At 50.3% G+C, this 15,253-nt stretch carries 12 protein-coding genes; 5 read left to right on the top strand and 7 right to left on the bottom strand.

The window, feature by feature from the left end; all coding sequences use genetic code 11:
• Nucleotides 1-92 precede the first annotated feature (92 nt).
• From SD425_RS03500 to SD425_RS03480, 5 genes are all read right to left on the bottom strand, one after another.
• Nucleotides 93-1,490 carry a tetratricopeptide repeat protein gene (locus SD425_RS03500; protein ID WP_324675463.1) on the bottom strand — a complete coding sequence of 466 codons (1,398 nt, stop codon included), beginning with the start codon at nucleotides 1,488-1,490 and terminating at the stop codon, nucleotides 93-95.
• Nucleotides 1,491-1,611: 121 nt separating this feature from the next.
• On the bottom strand, nucleotides 1,612-2,601 hold the full coding sequence (locus tag SD425_RS03495) for an NAD-dependent epimerase/dehydratase family protein (RefSeq protein ID WP_324675461.1): 990 nt from the start codon (nucleotides 2,599-2,601) through the stop codon (nucleotides 1,612-1,614).
• Nucleotides 2,602-2,698: 97 nt separating this feature from the next.
• On the bottom strand, nucleotides 2,699-3,382 hold the full coding sequence (locus tag SD425_RS03490) for a tyrosine-protein phosphatase (RefSeq protein WP_324675459.1): 684 nt from the start codon (nucleotides 3,380-3,382) through the stop codon (nucleotides 2,699-2,701).
• Between the two features lie 128 nt (nucleotides 3,383-3,510).
• Entirely contained in the window at nucleotides 3,511-5,961 is a 2,451-nt protein-coding gene (locus SD425_RS03485) for a GumC family protein (protein WP_324675457.1), read from the bottom strand.
• A gap of 136 nt (nucleotides 5,962-6,097) precedes the next feature.
• The gene (locus SD425_RS03480; protein WP_324675455.1) at nucleotides 6,098-6,979 is read right to left on the bottom strand and encodes a polysaccharide biosynthesis/export family protein; all 882 of its coding nucleotides are present in this window, start codon (nucleotides 6,977-6,979) and stop codon (nucleotides 6,098-6,100) included.
• 236 nt (nucleotides 6,980-7,215) lie between these two features.
• Between SD425_RS03480 and SD425_RS03475 the strand changes: the two genes are divergently transcribed.
• The 4 genes from SD425_RS03475 to hpf all read left to right on the top strand — a co-directional run bounded on the left by SD425_RS03475 (nucleotide 7,216) and on the right by hpf (nucleotide 10,051).
• Nucleotides 7,216-8,358, top strand: a complete 1,143-nt coding sequence (locus SD425_RS03475; protein ID WP_324675452.1) for an acyl-CoA dehydrogenase family protein — start codon at nucleotides 7,216-7,218, stop codon at nucleotides 8,356-8,358.
• Nucleotides 8,359-8,495: 137 nt separating this feature from the next.
• The gene (gene rpsU / locus SD425_RS03470) at nucleotides 8,496-8,690 is read left to right on the top strand and encodes a 30S ribosomal protein S21 (protein ID WP_086592655.1); all 195 of its coding nucleotides are present in this window, start codon (nucleotides 8,496-8,498) and stop codon (nucleotides 8,688-8,690) included.
• A gap of 129 nt (nucleotides 8,691-8,819) precedes the next feature.
• Nucleotides 8,820-9,707, top strand: coding sequence for a tyrosine-type recombinase/integrase (locus SD425_RS03465; RefSeq protein WP_324675449.1), 888 nt, complete (start codon nucleotides 8,820-8,822; stop codon nucleotides 9,705-9,707).
• Between the two features lie 44 nt (nucleotides 9,708-9,751).
• On the top strand, nucleotides 9,752-10,051 hold the full coding sequence (gene hpf, locus SD425_RS03460; protein ID WP_324675447.1) for a ribosome hibernation-promoting factor, HPF/YfiA family: 300 nt from the start codon (nucleotides 9,752-9,754) through the stop codon (nucleotides 10,049-10,051).
• A 106-nt stretch (nucleotides 10,052-10,157) separates the two neighbouring features.
• On the opposite strand, the gene metK is transcribed toward hpf, so the two are convergent.
• Entirely contained in the window at nucleotides 10,158-11,420 is a 1,263-nt protein-coding gene (metK, locus tag SD425_RS03455) for a methionine adenosyltransferase (RefSeq protein ID WP_324675445.1), read from the bottom strand.
• Nucleotides 11,421-11,851: 431 nt separating this feature from the next.
• On the opposite strand from metK, the gene SD425_RS03450 reads away from it, so the two are divergent.
• Entirely contained in the window at nucleotides 11,852-12,676 is an 825-nt protein-coding gene (locus tag SD425_RS03450) for a phosphatase PAP2 family protein (protein WP_324675442.1), read from the top strand.
• Between the two features lie 61 nt (nucleotides 12,677-12,737).
• On the opposite strand, the gene SD425_RS03445 is transcribed toward SD425_RS03450, so the two are convergent.
• Entirely contained in the window at nucleotides 12,738-15,200 is a 2,463-nt protein-coding gene (locus SD425_RS03445; protein WP_324675440.1) for a prolyl oligopeptidase family serine peptidase, read from the bottom strand.
• Nucleotides 15,201-15,253 lie beyond the last annotated feature (53 nt).

Raw genomic sequence — 15,253 nt, 5'->3', positions numbered from 1 at the left:
AAACGACTTGAAGCCCCGCAAACCTGGTTTCTTCCTGCTTCTTAGCAGAAAGAAAGCCAAGCTCACGGGGCCTCAACTGCTTACCTAGGCTCCTACTTACGATACTGTTCAATCAGGCGCATCAAAGCGCGTTGCGACTCTAGCTCCGGGAAGTAGTCAAACAGAAGCCGGTGCTTATCAAAGTCCAGAGTCAGCGCGTTTTCCAGGTAATGATAAGCCTCCCGGTAGCGACCTGCTGCCAGCAAATAGGCGCACAGGCGATAATACAACTCGGCTTCCTCCGGCTGCACTTCTACCGCGTTGCGCATCAAATCGATGGCTCCGTCGTAGTTGCCTTGCTCATACAAGATAATACTCCAGTTCAGCCATACATCTTTGCTGTCGGGGGCTACCTGCGCGGCGCGCTCATAGCACTCTAGTGAGCTCACGATATTGCCTACCTGATACTCGGCCGCTGCAAGAGCTAGCCAGTACTCGGCACTTTCTTCGTAAAGCGTAACAGCCTTACGGAAAAAGTGAATGGCCTCAAACCAACGCTCTTGCGCATTCAGGATTACCCCAATGCCAAACCATGCTTCGTCCAGATTAGGGTCAATATCGATAGCCTTCTGGTAGAAGCGGCGAGCTAGCGCCCACTCAGCTAGCTTTTCGTAACACTCGCCAATGTTGCAAAAAGCTTCGGCCGTTGGGTGCTTCTCGTTGTAGCTCAGGTGGAACTCCTTGATGGCTTCCTGATATTTCTCTTGACTAACATACGTGCTAGCCAGAAAGGCGTGCGCATCGTAGAACTTGGAGTCAATCAGAATAGCATACTCGAACGCACTGACAGCCTCGTCGTAGTTCTCTAGTCGGTAATACGCCTGACCTAGGTTGTACCACGCCTGCGCCGAATATGGGTCGTCGTCCGTGAAGCGTTTGAAGAAGTCGATATTACCTTCTAAGCGCCCTGAAATTTCCAGGCAATAGAGTAGCTCCTGAACAGCCACTTCATTGTCGGCGTTCAGACGCAAGCTCATCTTATAGTACTTAGCAGCACTCTTATACTTCTGCCAGCTTTGGTAAGCCAATCCTAGGTTGAAGTAAATATCGTCGCGGTCAGGCGAGTGAGCAGCCGCATCCAAGAAGAACGCCACCGCTGCAGCGAACTCGCCTCGCTGGGTAGCGATAATACCACGCGTAACGGCCACATCAGGGTTCGTAGGGTCAAGCTGAGCGACGTCTTCAATCTGCTGGGCTGCCGCCGTATACTCGCCTTTCATGGCTAGTACCTGCGAACGATCAATTAGTAATTCGGTGCTGAACGGATATTGAGCAATAGCAGCCTCACATGCTTGCAAGGCTTTATCATACTGCGTGTTGGTGGTATAATGGTCGATAATACTCTCGAAATCGGCCAAGTCAAAAAATATGGTTTCGTTGCTGGCCATCATGCGTTCAAAACGACGCACGCTGTTCAGCACCTCGTCCCGGTCCTCAAAATTGTCGTTCATTCTCATTCGACTACAATCAACGCGAAACCGCCAAAACGGCAGGCCCGCGGGTGGTGTTAAGCAATCAGCCTACGTAAATAGACCGACCGGCCTAAGATACAACAACCAAACCGGAGCACCACTAGTTCGGTCGAAGTCCGGTACAACACCATTGAATGGTTTCCGCCAACGGACGAAAGGCCAGGCCGGTAGCCGCTTGCACTTTGGTGGTGTCATATGTTGTTGCACGCCGGCCAGCGCGTGCAGTATCTTTAGTAATAAGCGGCCTAGCTCCCGTAAGTGCAGCTCGGGTGTGTTCGAAGCGCCAAATAACCTCAGCCGCCCAATTCGGAACAGCTACACTTGGCGCCTTTTTCTGAAAGCAAGCAGCCGCCTGCTGCAAGAACTCTTGTAACGGCAATGCACCAGCATTCAGTATATAACGCTCCCCGCTGACAGTTGTGCGCAGCGCTAAATGCACCATAGCATCTACCACATCACGCACGTCAACCAAGTTCAGGGTAGTCGGCGTGTAAAAAGCGTGTTCTTGGTAAGCGTAGCGAAAAAGCCGGGTGCTGCTGCGGGCCCAATCGGCTGGCCCGAGTATAACAGACGGGTTGACAATCACGGCTGAGAGTCCTTCGGAGACGCCTCGCCACACCTCCAACTCAGCTAGGTACTTCGAGGTAGCGTAAGCCGGGTGCTCCGCGCCTAAGTCCCACTTAGCACTTTCATTCAGCACGACTACCTTAGGGGCGTCCTCTTCCTGCTCCTTCGCATTTCCTCCCAAAGCGGCTACCGACGATACATGACACAAGCGCACACCTGCCTGCTCGAGGCAAGCATCTACCACAGCCATTGTGCCTTCTACATTCGTTTGCTGTAGAGCCTGCTCATCCTGCGGAGCGTACGAAACCAAACCGGCACAATGAAAAACGTGCGTAACGCCTACTAGCGCCTGTCGCAGCACAACGGTATCGCGCAAGTCGCCTTGCACCCACTCAATCTTCTCGCCACCCGGCATTGCCGGAATCCGCTGCCGATACAGTGCTCGTACTCTATGCCCTTGAGCTAGCAACGCAGGCAATAAGAAGCTACCAACCAGCCCACTGCCTCCCGTAACAAAAATCATAGTACTAGCACTTGGCTGCAAATAAGGTGGTCATTTTAGGCGGCGTTGCCTAGGCATTCGGGACGCATGTTACGCATTAACCAGCAAGCGCCAAGAGCTACAGAGAACTATTAAGCAGGGGCAAAGCCAAGGCTTTGCGTAAATACTCAGTAGACAACACTTTCTCGCGCAACGTTGTGGTATGCTTCAGGTGGTGCGCATCTGTGCCTAGCAAATCTACTAATCCTGCATCAATCAATTTCTCCGCAACACGTTTTGCACCTCGCGAATAGTAGCCCGCCAGTGAGTTTAAGTTGACTTGCAGTAAGATATTGTTGGCCCGCATCTTTTCCAGGGCCGCAAAATTGTCGTACAGGTACGTGTACCGCTCGGGGTGGGCCAACACCGGCTGGTAGCCCGCCGACTTTAGCTGAAAAATAATTTCGAGAAAGTTGAAAGGCTCATTGATGTACGACGTCTCCACTAGTACGTACCGACTGTCGCCACCGAAAGTAAGCAGTTCCTCTCCCGTCTCTAGCTTTTGCGCAAACCATTCATCTAAGTAGTACTCTGCGGCGCATGCTAGAGCAATATCCGTGATGCCAGCTGCAGAAACTGCTTGTTGCAAGCGTAGTAAGGCGGCTTGAATATCAGCTGGAGTATTTTTGTAGAAGTCCCCCATCACGTGAGGAGTCATCACCAACTTGCGGTAACCTAGCTCCTGCATTGTCCGCACTAGTTCTACCGATTGCTCTATAGTTTCAGCTCCATCATCGAGGCCAGGCAGCAAATGCGAATGCATATCTACTTCGAGAGCAGCCAAGTCCGCCAACACTTCAATAGGCACAGTTGGTCGGCCAAAGATCCTTTGCAGGAACGACCCCATAATAATAAGAAGAAGCGGGTGGGAGGAAGAGAGCGGACGGGAATTTAAGAGAACTGCTTGCGAAGACGCTGAACTAAGCTTTTATCAGGTACGGCTTCATCGTAATACCCTTGACCATACCCGTACCCGTAGCCATAACCGTAACCATACAGGCCACTTGCTTGTGCATCGTTGAGGATAGTAGAAAGGCGGGTGAAATTATTAGCGCGAATAATCTTGTTGATATTCTTCAAAAACGTCTTCTTAGAGTAATTAGCCCGCACGATATAGATCGGAATGTCTGCCTTACGCATGATCAGGATACCATCGGTCACTAGGCCAACTGGCGGAGTATCAATCAAGATTACATCATACTGCTGATACAGCTCAGCTAGCATTTCATCAAAGCGTGCGTTCAGAATCAACTCCGATGGATTTGGTGGGGTTGGGCCAGCAGAGATGAAATCCAGGGAAGGGATACTGGTATGCTGAATACACTCTTGCACTGAGTGTTTATCGATCAGAATTGTACTAACTCCCTTTACGTTCTCAGTACCAAAAGCTAAGTTTACTTTTGGCTTGCGCATATCTAAGTCTAAAATAACCACTCGTTGACCCGATAACGCAACGATACCTCCTAAATTTACTGTAACAAATGTTTTACCCTCTCCCGAAACAGTGGATGTAACAGAGATAAGCCGCTTTTTCTTCGCTGAGCTGATAAAGTCTAAATTCGTTCGGATGGAGCGAATAGACTCTGAAATAGCCGATTTAGGGTTTTTATCAACTACGAGCCTCGACACACTCATCTTCTCTTTATCATAAGTTGGAATAACACCTAGTACTGATGCGGTGGTAGCCCTCTCCAACTCACGTACGCTCGTTACGGTATTGTGCATGAAGTAGCGCACTGCTATTACTGCTAATCCTAATACAATACCAGCGGCTAGTCCAATGGCATACACTACCATGCGCACCGGAGCGATAGGCGCGCCTGGACCACTAGCGGGAGAAAGTATCTGGAAATCAACAGTGGTGCCTGCTATGGCCATCCCGAAATCCATCTTCTTCTCCACCAGCATAGTATACGTCTTTTGATATAGTTCAAAAGGCCGCTGTAAGCGGGTTTGCTGCGTAGCTAATCCTGGAATCTGTTGTAATTCAGCTCTTAATTTATCTTGCTCTATACCCGTCTCATTGAGCTGCTGCACCAACAAGCGTCTATTCTGCTGTAGTAGTCGTTGCGTGCTATTTTTTACTAGATTAACATCTGCCTGCAATTGCTGCACCGTAAACGTGGTCGGCTGATAGGAGCGCGAAACTCGGCGTAGGTTCCATTGCAAGTCATTAAGCCGCGCTATTTGCTGGGCAACCTGCTCATCCCCGAGCCGCTTTAAACCGGGAATACTCTCAGAAATACTTGTTTCCTCATTAAGGGTAAGTTGATTCTGATCTACCAACGCAGCAATTTCATCTAACAGCTCAATTTGTTGTTGTAGCTCCAATCGCGCTTTTTCCTGTGCAATTAGTTTATCGGAGATGTTTGTCAGATTACCACGTACATCGTAGGTCCTAGTACGGCTTGTGAACTCTTCTAAGTCTTTCTCAGCATCTTGCAAACTATCTTTATTCTCAATGATTTGCGTTTCCAGAAATTTTAACTGCCGCTGTGTTGCTTCCTGTTTCTGAGCTAGCTTCTCCTGCAAGTATACTGTGTCAATCTTGTTAACAATGGCTTGAGCTTTACTAGGATTGAAGTCAGTAAAAGATATTTGGATAGTATTTGCATCAGGATTGATAACCTGCACATTCAGCCCCTTATTCAAATAGTTACTAATAGATCCCCCGTCGTTTACAATAAAGAAATACTTCTTTCCAACTACGCCTTCGCTCATCCACGAGGTGGAAGTCAGTAACAGTTCCATAGCGGGCGTCACAATGGGTTGCCCTAAACGGTAGTCAGCGCTTATCTCCTGTCCTTGGTATTGGTAGGAAATCCGAAATTGTTGTGTACTACTGAAAGTGAGGTCAAATCTTTTGTTGTATAAGCTACCGTCCTTGATCTTATACATTACCTTGAACGGGGACAATCCATACAGTTCATTTTCCAGAACAGTACCCTCTACGTAATAATTGACGTCGAGCGCTAATGAGTCCTTTAGGTGCTCATAAATTATATTAGACTTAATAAGCTCTATTTCGCCCGATAGCTTATTACCCCCTTGTCGAAGATCTCCCCCTAGTACGCTACCTAGACCTAGCGCGCTGGCTTCGGTTTTTTCGTCAATTTTTAAGATGGATGACGACTGATAAATCGGCTTTGTATAACGCAAATACAACCAAGAGCCTGTCAAGCCCAGCATGATAAGCAATACGACCCAAGGCAAGCTGCGGCGAGCTACTAATAACAGTGTAACTAGGTCCAACCCAGCACCATCATCGTCCTCTACCTCTGCTTCGCTGCCACCCGCATTGCGAATAAGCTCTTCCAGCTCGGTGTTCTCGTTTACTGCCATTTATTTTATTGAAATCGATGATTTAGATTGAATATCGTTCCAATGGGAAAGAATTTATCTACTTAGTTTGAAGCTAAGTGAAGCCTCCCTTCTTTAAATTAGAAACACCTTATCTAACTTTATTAATTCCTTTTCTCTACCGAGCTAGGGTCAGGTAAATTATAGTGGTTGTCACCCCAGCCAATGTAGTTACCAAACTCAAAATTGGGTTGATATCGTTCAGTGCCTCGAAGAATGGGCGGCGGATAGGTTCAATATATATAATATCGTTAGGTTCCACTTGTAGGTTTGCCCGCTGCATTCCTTCAATTGTTGTTAGATCAATTATTTGTACTTGTGGATTCTTCAAATCACCTCTGATTAGACGTATGTTGTTAGCTTTACCACCACTTCGAGCCGAGCTACCTGCTCCACCATCAATGCCGCCAGCTAACGCTAAAACTTCTAGTAGGTTTACATTGTCATTTTCCAAGGGAATCACTCTACCGCCTGGGGTACCTAGCACAACGACACGGTTATTTGTAACACGGGTGTCAACAAACGAGCCTTTGTAAAATTCATTATATCTAACTTCTAACAGACTATCAGCTTCCAGCAATGTCAAGCCAGTCACTTTCACTCGGTCCACCATAGGCAATCGTATGTAACCATCAACTTGCACTAAGAACGCTGGACCCGTTGAGGCCACGCCACCAGTCCCACCCCCTGTTCTATTGGAACTAATATTTTGTCCCGATGGTGAGCCGAAATGAAGCTCTCCGTTTGGATCCAGAATTCTTTCACCATTGTTAGTGAAGACCTGTACTTGTAGGTAATCATTTGGCTGGATGATGTAGTTACGTTCTGCTCGGTTCACTACATCCCGCAGTTTTGTTGTATCAATACCTGTTCCGCCAGTGGTGCGCAGGAGAACATTCTGACGGTAATAGACAGACTTTACGCAAGAAGAGGCGAGAAACGCGAAGGGCACGCATAGTAGCCAGAGGCGGAAAAGGCGACAGAGGGTAGGTTGTTGCATGCAGGCTAAGTAAGCCAAGTTTATAACAAAGGGCGTCGGAAAAAGCGAGTTTTCACCTGCGATTTTTCCTGAAAAACCTTCAAAGTAACCAAATCGGCACGCCCTTTCAAAATACGTGCCTCACATCCTGATGCTTAGCTCACTGGCTTTCGGGCTGGCAAAATAGTATCTTCACCACCCCAACACGGCGCCCACCCACCTTCTGCCGTGCGGTCCACCCAAACTTTCTTTGTTTTATGGAATCAGTTGCCACTGAGAACCAAACCATGATTGCCCAGATGGTGCGCGATTTTGGCGCGCACCACATTAGACCCGACATGATGCGTTGGGACAATGACCAAGAATTTCCCCTTCACATCTTCAAACAACTCGGTGAGCTAGGCCTAATGGGCGTGCTGGTGCCACAGGCATACGGCGGTTCAGGTTTTGGCTACGTTGAATACGTGACGGCTATTGCCGAGCTAGCTAAAATTGACGGCAGTATCGGGCTTTCCATGGCCGCGCATAATTCCCTATGCACCGGCCATATTCTGCAATTTGGCTCCGAGGAACAAAAATACAAATGGCTTCCTAAGCTAGCTTCCGGCGAATGGATTGGCGCGTGGGGACTCACCGAGCCCAATACCGGCTCCGACGCTGGCAACATGCGTACCGTAGCCGAGGAAGACGGTGATTATTATATACTGAATGGAGCCAAAAACTTCATCACGCACGGCAAAAGTAGCAACATCGCCGTTGTGATTGCACGAACCGGCCAAGTCGGTGACTCGCATGGGATGACCGCCTTTGTGCTTGAGAAGCCTACTGAAGGCTTCTCACATGGGCTGAAAGCCGACAAGCTAGGTATGCGCGCTTCTGAAACGACAGAACTGGTTTTCACTGACTGCCGCGTACCAAAAGCAAATATCTTAGGAGAAGTTGGTGAAGGCTTTGTACAGTCGATGAAAGTGCTGGACGGAGGACGCATCTCTATTGCGGCTCTTTCTTTGGGCATTGCTCAAGGCGCTTTAGAAGCTGCTACGCACTATTCAAAAGAGCGACATCAGTTCAACCAACCTATCTCTAACTTCCAAGGCATTGCCTTCAAGCTCGCCGATATGGCTACTGAGATTGAGGCGGCTTCGCTTCTCACCTATCGTGCGGCTACGATGAAAGACAACGGCCAGAACGTAACACAAGAGTCAGCCATGGCTAAGCTGTATGCCTCAGAAGTAGCTGTGCGTACTGCTAACGAGGCCGTACAAATTTTCGGTGGCTACGGCTACACGAAAGACTACCCGGCGGAGAAGTACTACCGAGATGCTAAGCTTTGCACTATTGGGGAAGGCACTTCGGAAATCCAAAAATTGGTAATCGCTCGTAGCCTCCTGAAACATTGATTTTTAACCTTCTGCTGGCCTAAACTAACATAATGACAGCTTCGTAGAAGGATTCCTAAGCGGCTCGTTTTGAAATCACAAAAAACTGTGATTACCTTTGCGACCCTTTACAGCGAATTTTCAACTCCATTGTACATATGATCATCGTCCAGATTAAGGATAACGAGTCGGTTGACCGGGCTCTGAAGCGTTTCAAGAAAAAGTTCGAGCGCACGGGTGTGCTGAAAGAACTACGTCGTCGTACGTTCTTCCAGAAGCCTTCTGTAACTAAGCGCAAGCAGAAAGAGAAGGCTGTGTACAAGCAAACCATGTACGCTACCGACAACCAATAGGTCGCGGTTCGCTGAAATCTTGTCGATAACCGGCTGATTTGCTTTCGTAAGCAGATCAGCCGGTTTTTTCGCGTCCGTATAGTTCGATTTAATTCCATACCTTGAATGCCTAGCCTAGGCGTTTAGCGTATGGAATTGTTTTTTGATTATCTCCGGTTCGAGCGGCGCTTTAGTCCGCATACCGTGCTTTCTTACCAAACCGATCTACGGCAGTTTGCGGCGTTTCTGCTGAAGAGCTATGAGCTATCTGACCCAGCCCAGGCTGATCACATGATCATTCGCTCCTGGATTGTGGAGTTGATGCAACAACAACATGACCCGCGTACGGTAAACCGTAAGATTGCCTGCTTGCGCTCTTACTATAAATACTTACTGCGCATCAATGTAATCACACGCAATCCGATGCTGCGCATTACAGCGCCGAAGATGGCCAAGAAGCTGCCTAACTTTGTGCCAGAGGATTCTCTTAATAATCTGCTTAACTCATTCGATTTCCCCGACACCTTCGTAGGTCGGCGTGACCAGCTCGTGCTGGAGCTACTCTACGGCACTGGGATTCGCCTGTCTGAACTCATTGGTATTCAGCACGACGACGTGAGCCTAGCTTCGCGCGCAGTGCGCGTAACAGGCAAAGGCAATAAGCAACGCGTGGTGCCTCTGAACCCAACTTTGATGCTTGTCTTGGAGCGCTACATAGCCCAAAAGCAAACAGAATTTGGCAGTAGCGACAACGCCCGCGGTGCCTTGCTCGTTACGGATAAGCTAGAACCTCTCTACGAAAAGCTTGTGTATCGTACCGTGAAGCAATACCTAGGTCAGATTACCACTGCCTCCGCACAGCAGCATCCGCACGTATTGCGGCATTCTTTTGCCACGCATTTGCTCGGCAAAGGAGCCGACTTAAATGCCATCAAGGAATTGCTTGGGCATGCTAACCTAGCGGCCACACAGGTATACACCCACTTGTCCATCGACAAGCTTAAAGCCGTATTCGAGAAGGCCCATCCGAAGGCCTGACGTTTATTTGTTTCCCTTTTTTATCTACTAAAACCCAACATCCGATGAAAGTACAGATGCACTCGGTGCACTTCGACGCCGACCAAAAACTGCTCGACTTCATCCAGAAGCGCCTTGATAAGCTCGAAACCTTCTACGACCGTGTTACGGAAGGTGAGGTTATATTGAAGCTTAACAACAAGGATGGTATCAGTAATAAAACTGTAGAGGTAAAGCTCTTCGTGCCGGGCTCTACCCTATTTTGCCAAGAAGACGCTCCAACCTTCGAATCAGCAACAGATGCTGCGTATGATTGCTTGCGGCGGCAAATCGTGAAGTACAAAGAAAAGCAGATAACCCATTAATTGCATAGAGCAGAAACTTAGCAAAAGCTAGGCTGCTCCTAAATCTGTAAACGAAAGCGCCCTCCCTGATGCAGGAAGGGCGCTTTCGTTTACAGTGCTTTTTGGTTTACAAACCAAACACTTCTTTGATCTTATCAACGTAATCGAGCTTTTCCCAAGTGAATGTCTCGAACGTCTTCACCTCGCCATTGGCGAGAGTCACTTCCTTCTTACCTGGCTCATGGCCCATGTGACCGTAAGCAGCCGTTTCACTGAAGATCGGATTCCGCAGACCTAGGCGCTGTACAATAGCATAAGGGCGCATATCAAATAGGGCATGCACCTTTTCAGAGATCTGTCCGTCGGTGAGCACGTTACCATCTGAGCCTTTTGCTTTGGTCGTACCATAGGTGGTTACGTACAAGCCTACTGGCTGAGCTACACCAATGGCGTAAGCAACTTGCACTAGTACCTGATCGGCCACGCCAGCCGCTACCAAGTTCTTGGCGATATGCCGGGTAGCATAGGCAGCCGAGCGGTCTACTTTCGACGAGTCTTTGCCCGAGAAAGCACCACCACCGTGCGCGCCTTTGCCGCCATAGGTATCCACAATGATCTTACGACCTGTCAGCCCTGAGTCGCCGTGCGGGCCACCAATCACGAACTTGCCCGTTGGATTGATATGATAGGTAATCTCGTCGGTAAAGAGTTGCTGCACACTAGTGCTCAAATGTGCCTTCACGCGTGGAATAAGTACCGACTTGATATCGTCCGAAATCCTCTCCAGCATTACCTGCTCCGAGTCATCGAACTCGTCGTGCTGAGTGCTGACCACGATAGTATCGATAGCCTCAGGAACGTTGTCGTCAGAATATCGGATTGTCACCTGCGCCTTGGCATCCGGACGTAGGTAGGTCATCACCTGACCTTCTTTGCGAATAGCTGATAGTTCGCGTAACAGGCGGTGCGATAGATCGAGCGCTAGAGGCATGTAGTTTTCAGTTTCGCGCGTAGCGTACCCGAACATCATTCCTTGGTCACCGGCTCCTTGTTCTTCCGGGCTCTTGCGCTCAACACCCTGATTGATGTCGGGCGACTGCTCGTGCAAGGCCGATAAAATGCCGCATGACTCAGCTTCAAACTTATACTCGGCTTTGGTATATCCTATACGTCGGATAACGGCACGAGTGATACCCTGTACATCAACGTAAGCCGTGGATTTAACTTCACCAGCTACTACGGCCAACCCCGTCGTAACCAACGTTTCGCAAGCTACTTTCGCTTGCGGATCCTGCCGCAGAAACTCATCGAGAATGGCATCGGAGATCTGATCGGCTATTTTGTCTGGATGTCCTTCCGAAACGGACTCAGAAGTAAATAAGTAAGGCATTCGGTTCGTTGTCGGTAAAAAGATGCTTAGCTACTTGTTGTAATTCAATGCGGGGTGGTGTGCAAAGCTACAGGTTTCGTTTGGTAATTGACAGATTATGCCTTGTGCATCTTGCTCAAACGACCAATACCTACACGCAGTAGCCACCGAAGCAAATTCTTTCACGACGAAAAAAGCCGAGAGCCATGACACTTTACGCTGCAATAGTCTAATTCCTAGCACCTAGCTAAACGGAAGCAATACAAACAACAATGCTAAACCAGCAGCTTTTGTTAGCAAGCAATTGCGCTGGTTGCTGGCTTCCACAATCTTGCATTTATGGGCAAGCCAACCACGGATATGTAAGGGAAGTAGCATTATAAGCTTGTCAGCTTGCCAACCTTACAGTTGAGTTATTCGTTTGTATTTACATTCCGCTATATCTCTCCTGTATGAAATACTTGTTCGCCCTATTACTGCCTGGCTTCTTCCTGTTTGCCTCCCCTGCTACTGCCCAACAGGCCTCCTCTCCATATCGCACCCGCTTTGCCGTTGATGCCCCCATTACGGTAGGACTAGGAGCAGTGAGTGGGCTTGGCCTGTACTTAGTATCTCAAAAGGACGGACTGAATCAAACTCAGCTAGCAGCTCTAAATAAAAACGACGTGCCTAAGTTTGACCGATTTGTGGCGGGCAACTATAGTAAGACGGCCCAGACAGTTGGTGACTTCATTGTGTACCCCACATTGCTCATTGCCCCTGGCTTGCTCGCACTAGACGCAGATGTGCGTAGCCGTTACGGGCAGGTGCTAGGTTTGTATCTGCAGACGCTGTTAGCTCAAAACGCCGTATTCACGATGACGGTGGGCAACGTAACACGCTATCGACCCTTTCTTTACGGGTCGGAAGGTGGTGGCGACCGAAATAGCCACATTGCCACTAACTCGTTCTATGCTGGCCACACGGCCAACACCGCGACGGCTACTTTCTTTGCCGCCAAGGTATACCACGACTTCAATCCTGGTTCGGCGGCAGAGCCGCTGGTATGGACGGCGGCGGCTGTCGTGCCAGCCGTCATGGCTTATACCCGCATTGAGGCGGGCAAGCATTTTCTCTCCGATAATATCGTAGGCTACGCGGTAGGCGCGACCATGGGTATTGTGGTGCCGCAACTACACAAAACCGCGGAACGCACGGGCCTTGCTGTGTCGCCCGTGCAAGGCTTGAATGTAAATGGCTACTCGTATAGCGGCTTGTTGCTTACAAAGCGCTTATAGTGGCGGACCTAGTTTTTCTAATAAAAGCCCCGCTACGTAGACAGTAGCGGGGCTTTTTGGCTTATTGTCCTGAGCCAGTACTCCCACCAGTGGTGGCAGCAGGTTTTAAGTTTGTCTCAAACAACTTGAGAATGCGCTTGTACTCGTCGGTCCAGGAGGCGGGCTCCTCAAAACCATGGTTCTCTACTGGGTACACAGCTAGCTCCCAGTTTTCTTTGTGCAGCTCAATTAGCCGTTGCGAAAGCCGTACAATATCTTCGAAGTGCACATTGGTATCGACCATGCCGTGACACATAAGCAGGGCCCCTTTGAGACCTTCGGCGTAGTAGATGGGCGATGAACGAGTGTACGCCAAGCTGTCGTTGTAGGGCTCATTGAGAATGTTGTCGGTGTAGCCGTGGTTGTAGTGCGCCCAGTCAGTGACGGAGCGCAGACCAGCGCCGGCCCGGAAAACGTCGGGCTGAGTAAACATGGCCATCAGGGTGATAAAACCGCCGTAGCTGCCGCCATAGATACCGATACGTTGCGGACTAACACCGTATTTCTGAACAAGGAGTTTGGCGCCGTCTACGTGGTCCGAAAGGTCTTTGCCACCCATATAGCGGTAGATGCCCGTGCGCACGTCGCGGCCATAGCCGCTGGAGCCACGATAGTCGATATCCAATACCGTATAACCTTTGTCGACTAGCAAGTTGTTGAACATATACTCCCGAGAGTATTGGCTCCACCACCTGTGCGCATTCTGCAAGTAACCGGCCCCGTGCACAAAAATGACGGCTGGCCCTTGCGCCGTGGGGCTAGCCGGACGGTACAGACGGGCGTACACGTCAGCACCGTCGCTCGCCTTAATCTTAATAATCTCGGGGTCGCGCCATGCGTAACTTTCAAACTCCGGGGTAGTGCTGTGCGTGAGTTGGCGCGGCTTAGCGCCCGGCTTGTTGTCCATCACGTACAGCTCCCATGGCTTGTTGGTGTAACTGTATCGCACGGCCAGCGTCTTCTCATCAGGGGAGATAGTGACCTCGCTGGCGCCGGGTAGCGCGGTTAGCTGCGTAAGCGCTCCGCCGTTGACAGGCATACGGTAAAACTGCTTTTCGCCGGGCGCCGTTTTGTTGGCCGTGATAAACCACGTCTTCCGGTCGCGGCTGAGGCTAGCTTCCTGAATCTCGAAGTTACCGCTGGTGAGGGCTTGCTTTTGCTTGCTGGTCGCGTCTACGGTGTAGAGGTGACTGTAGCCTGTTTCTTCGCTTTGAAACCAGATGCGTCGGTTGTCGGGCAGCCAGCCTACATTGCCTTCATCGTAGCCAATGCCGGGACCGTTGATCCAAGCGTCGTCGTGCTGCCGGTCGAGAGGAGTCAGCTTGCGGGTGGTGGGGTCGAGGGCAGCAATCCAGCGGTCTTTGTTGTCGGCGGAGCGCACCACCAAAAACGCACGCTCACCATTCTCGGACCAAATTGGCCCAAACGGAGCCAACGACCGGTCGGCTGGCGTGGCGGCTTTCTTCGAGCCAACCGTTTTAGTAGAGTCTGTAGTAGGTTTGGCTTTGGATTTGGCCGCGTATTCTTTCAAATAGCCGGGCTGGTCGTTGTAGCCTGGTAGGTCGCGCAAGCTCACCAAAAAGGTTGTGTCGCGGGCTACGTCGTAGAAACCTAGGGTATAGGTCATCTGCGGCACGCCTACTTTGGTGCGGGTCGGGATATCTTCCGTGTAGCCCGAAGCCGTCACGAAATTTGGAACGATGGTCGTTTTCACGCCGGTTGGTTCCTGCGCTAAGCGGTAGGTTACGTAGCGGCCATCCGGACTGAGCACGATATTGCTCACGTTCTGCGTACCCGTGTAAATAGCCTTGGGCCGCAGCTTGGCAAGCGCCTTTTGTGCTTGATCACGAGCCTGCCGATCCTGGTCGCGCTGCCGGATAATTTGGAACAACGCAAGCTGCTGCGCTTTCAGGAATTTCTCTTCCTTGTTCATCAGCGGGTCGCCGGGTTTGCTGCCCTTGCGGAAATCGGTGCGTTGCACAGTTTCGCCGGTGGTCGGGTCCCAGGTAAAGAGGTTGCCGGCGCGTAGGTAGCTGATCAGCTGCTCCCGTAGCGCAAACGCCGGCGCCGATTCACGCTCGGCCGTGTTCGTCACGCGGCGTGTTTTCCCGGTTTTCAGGTCGAGCAGGTAGATGTCGCCGTCGCGCTCGTACACTTTCCGCGTGTAGCGCTGGTCGTAACGAGCATTCGTGGTGGGCAAGTCGCGTTGCTCGCGGAAGCTTACTTTGCGCGGGGTGCCACCACCGGCTGCTACCACATAGAGGGAATCGCGCCGATTTTTTTCGGGGTTCCAATCGAAATAGATCCGCTTGCTGTCCTCGCTCCACGCAATATTCGATGGCGAAGTACCGAGCCACTGCGCCGGGTCGCGCATAATCTTCTCGACGGTAAGCGGCGCGAGTGTGGTGGCAGGTTTGTTTTGGGCAAAAGCCGTGGCCGCCGGTAGCAGCCAGGGCAACACCCGAAGAAGAGTAGAAAGACGCATCAGATTGGTAGAAAGAATGATCGGCTACAAGTTAACTAGCCTAGCTTTCCCCA

Origin of the sequence: Hymenobacter sp. GOD-10R, assembly GCF_035609205.1 — a bacterium.
In the GTDB taxonomy this organism is placed as follows: Bacteria; Bacteroidota; Bacteroidia; order Cytophagales; family Hymenobacteraceae; genus Hymenobacter.
The sequence above is the reverse complement of the archived record's forward strand: the minus strand, read 5'-3'. Positions and strand labels throughout refer to the sequence as shown.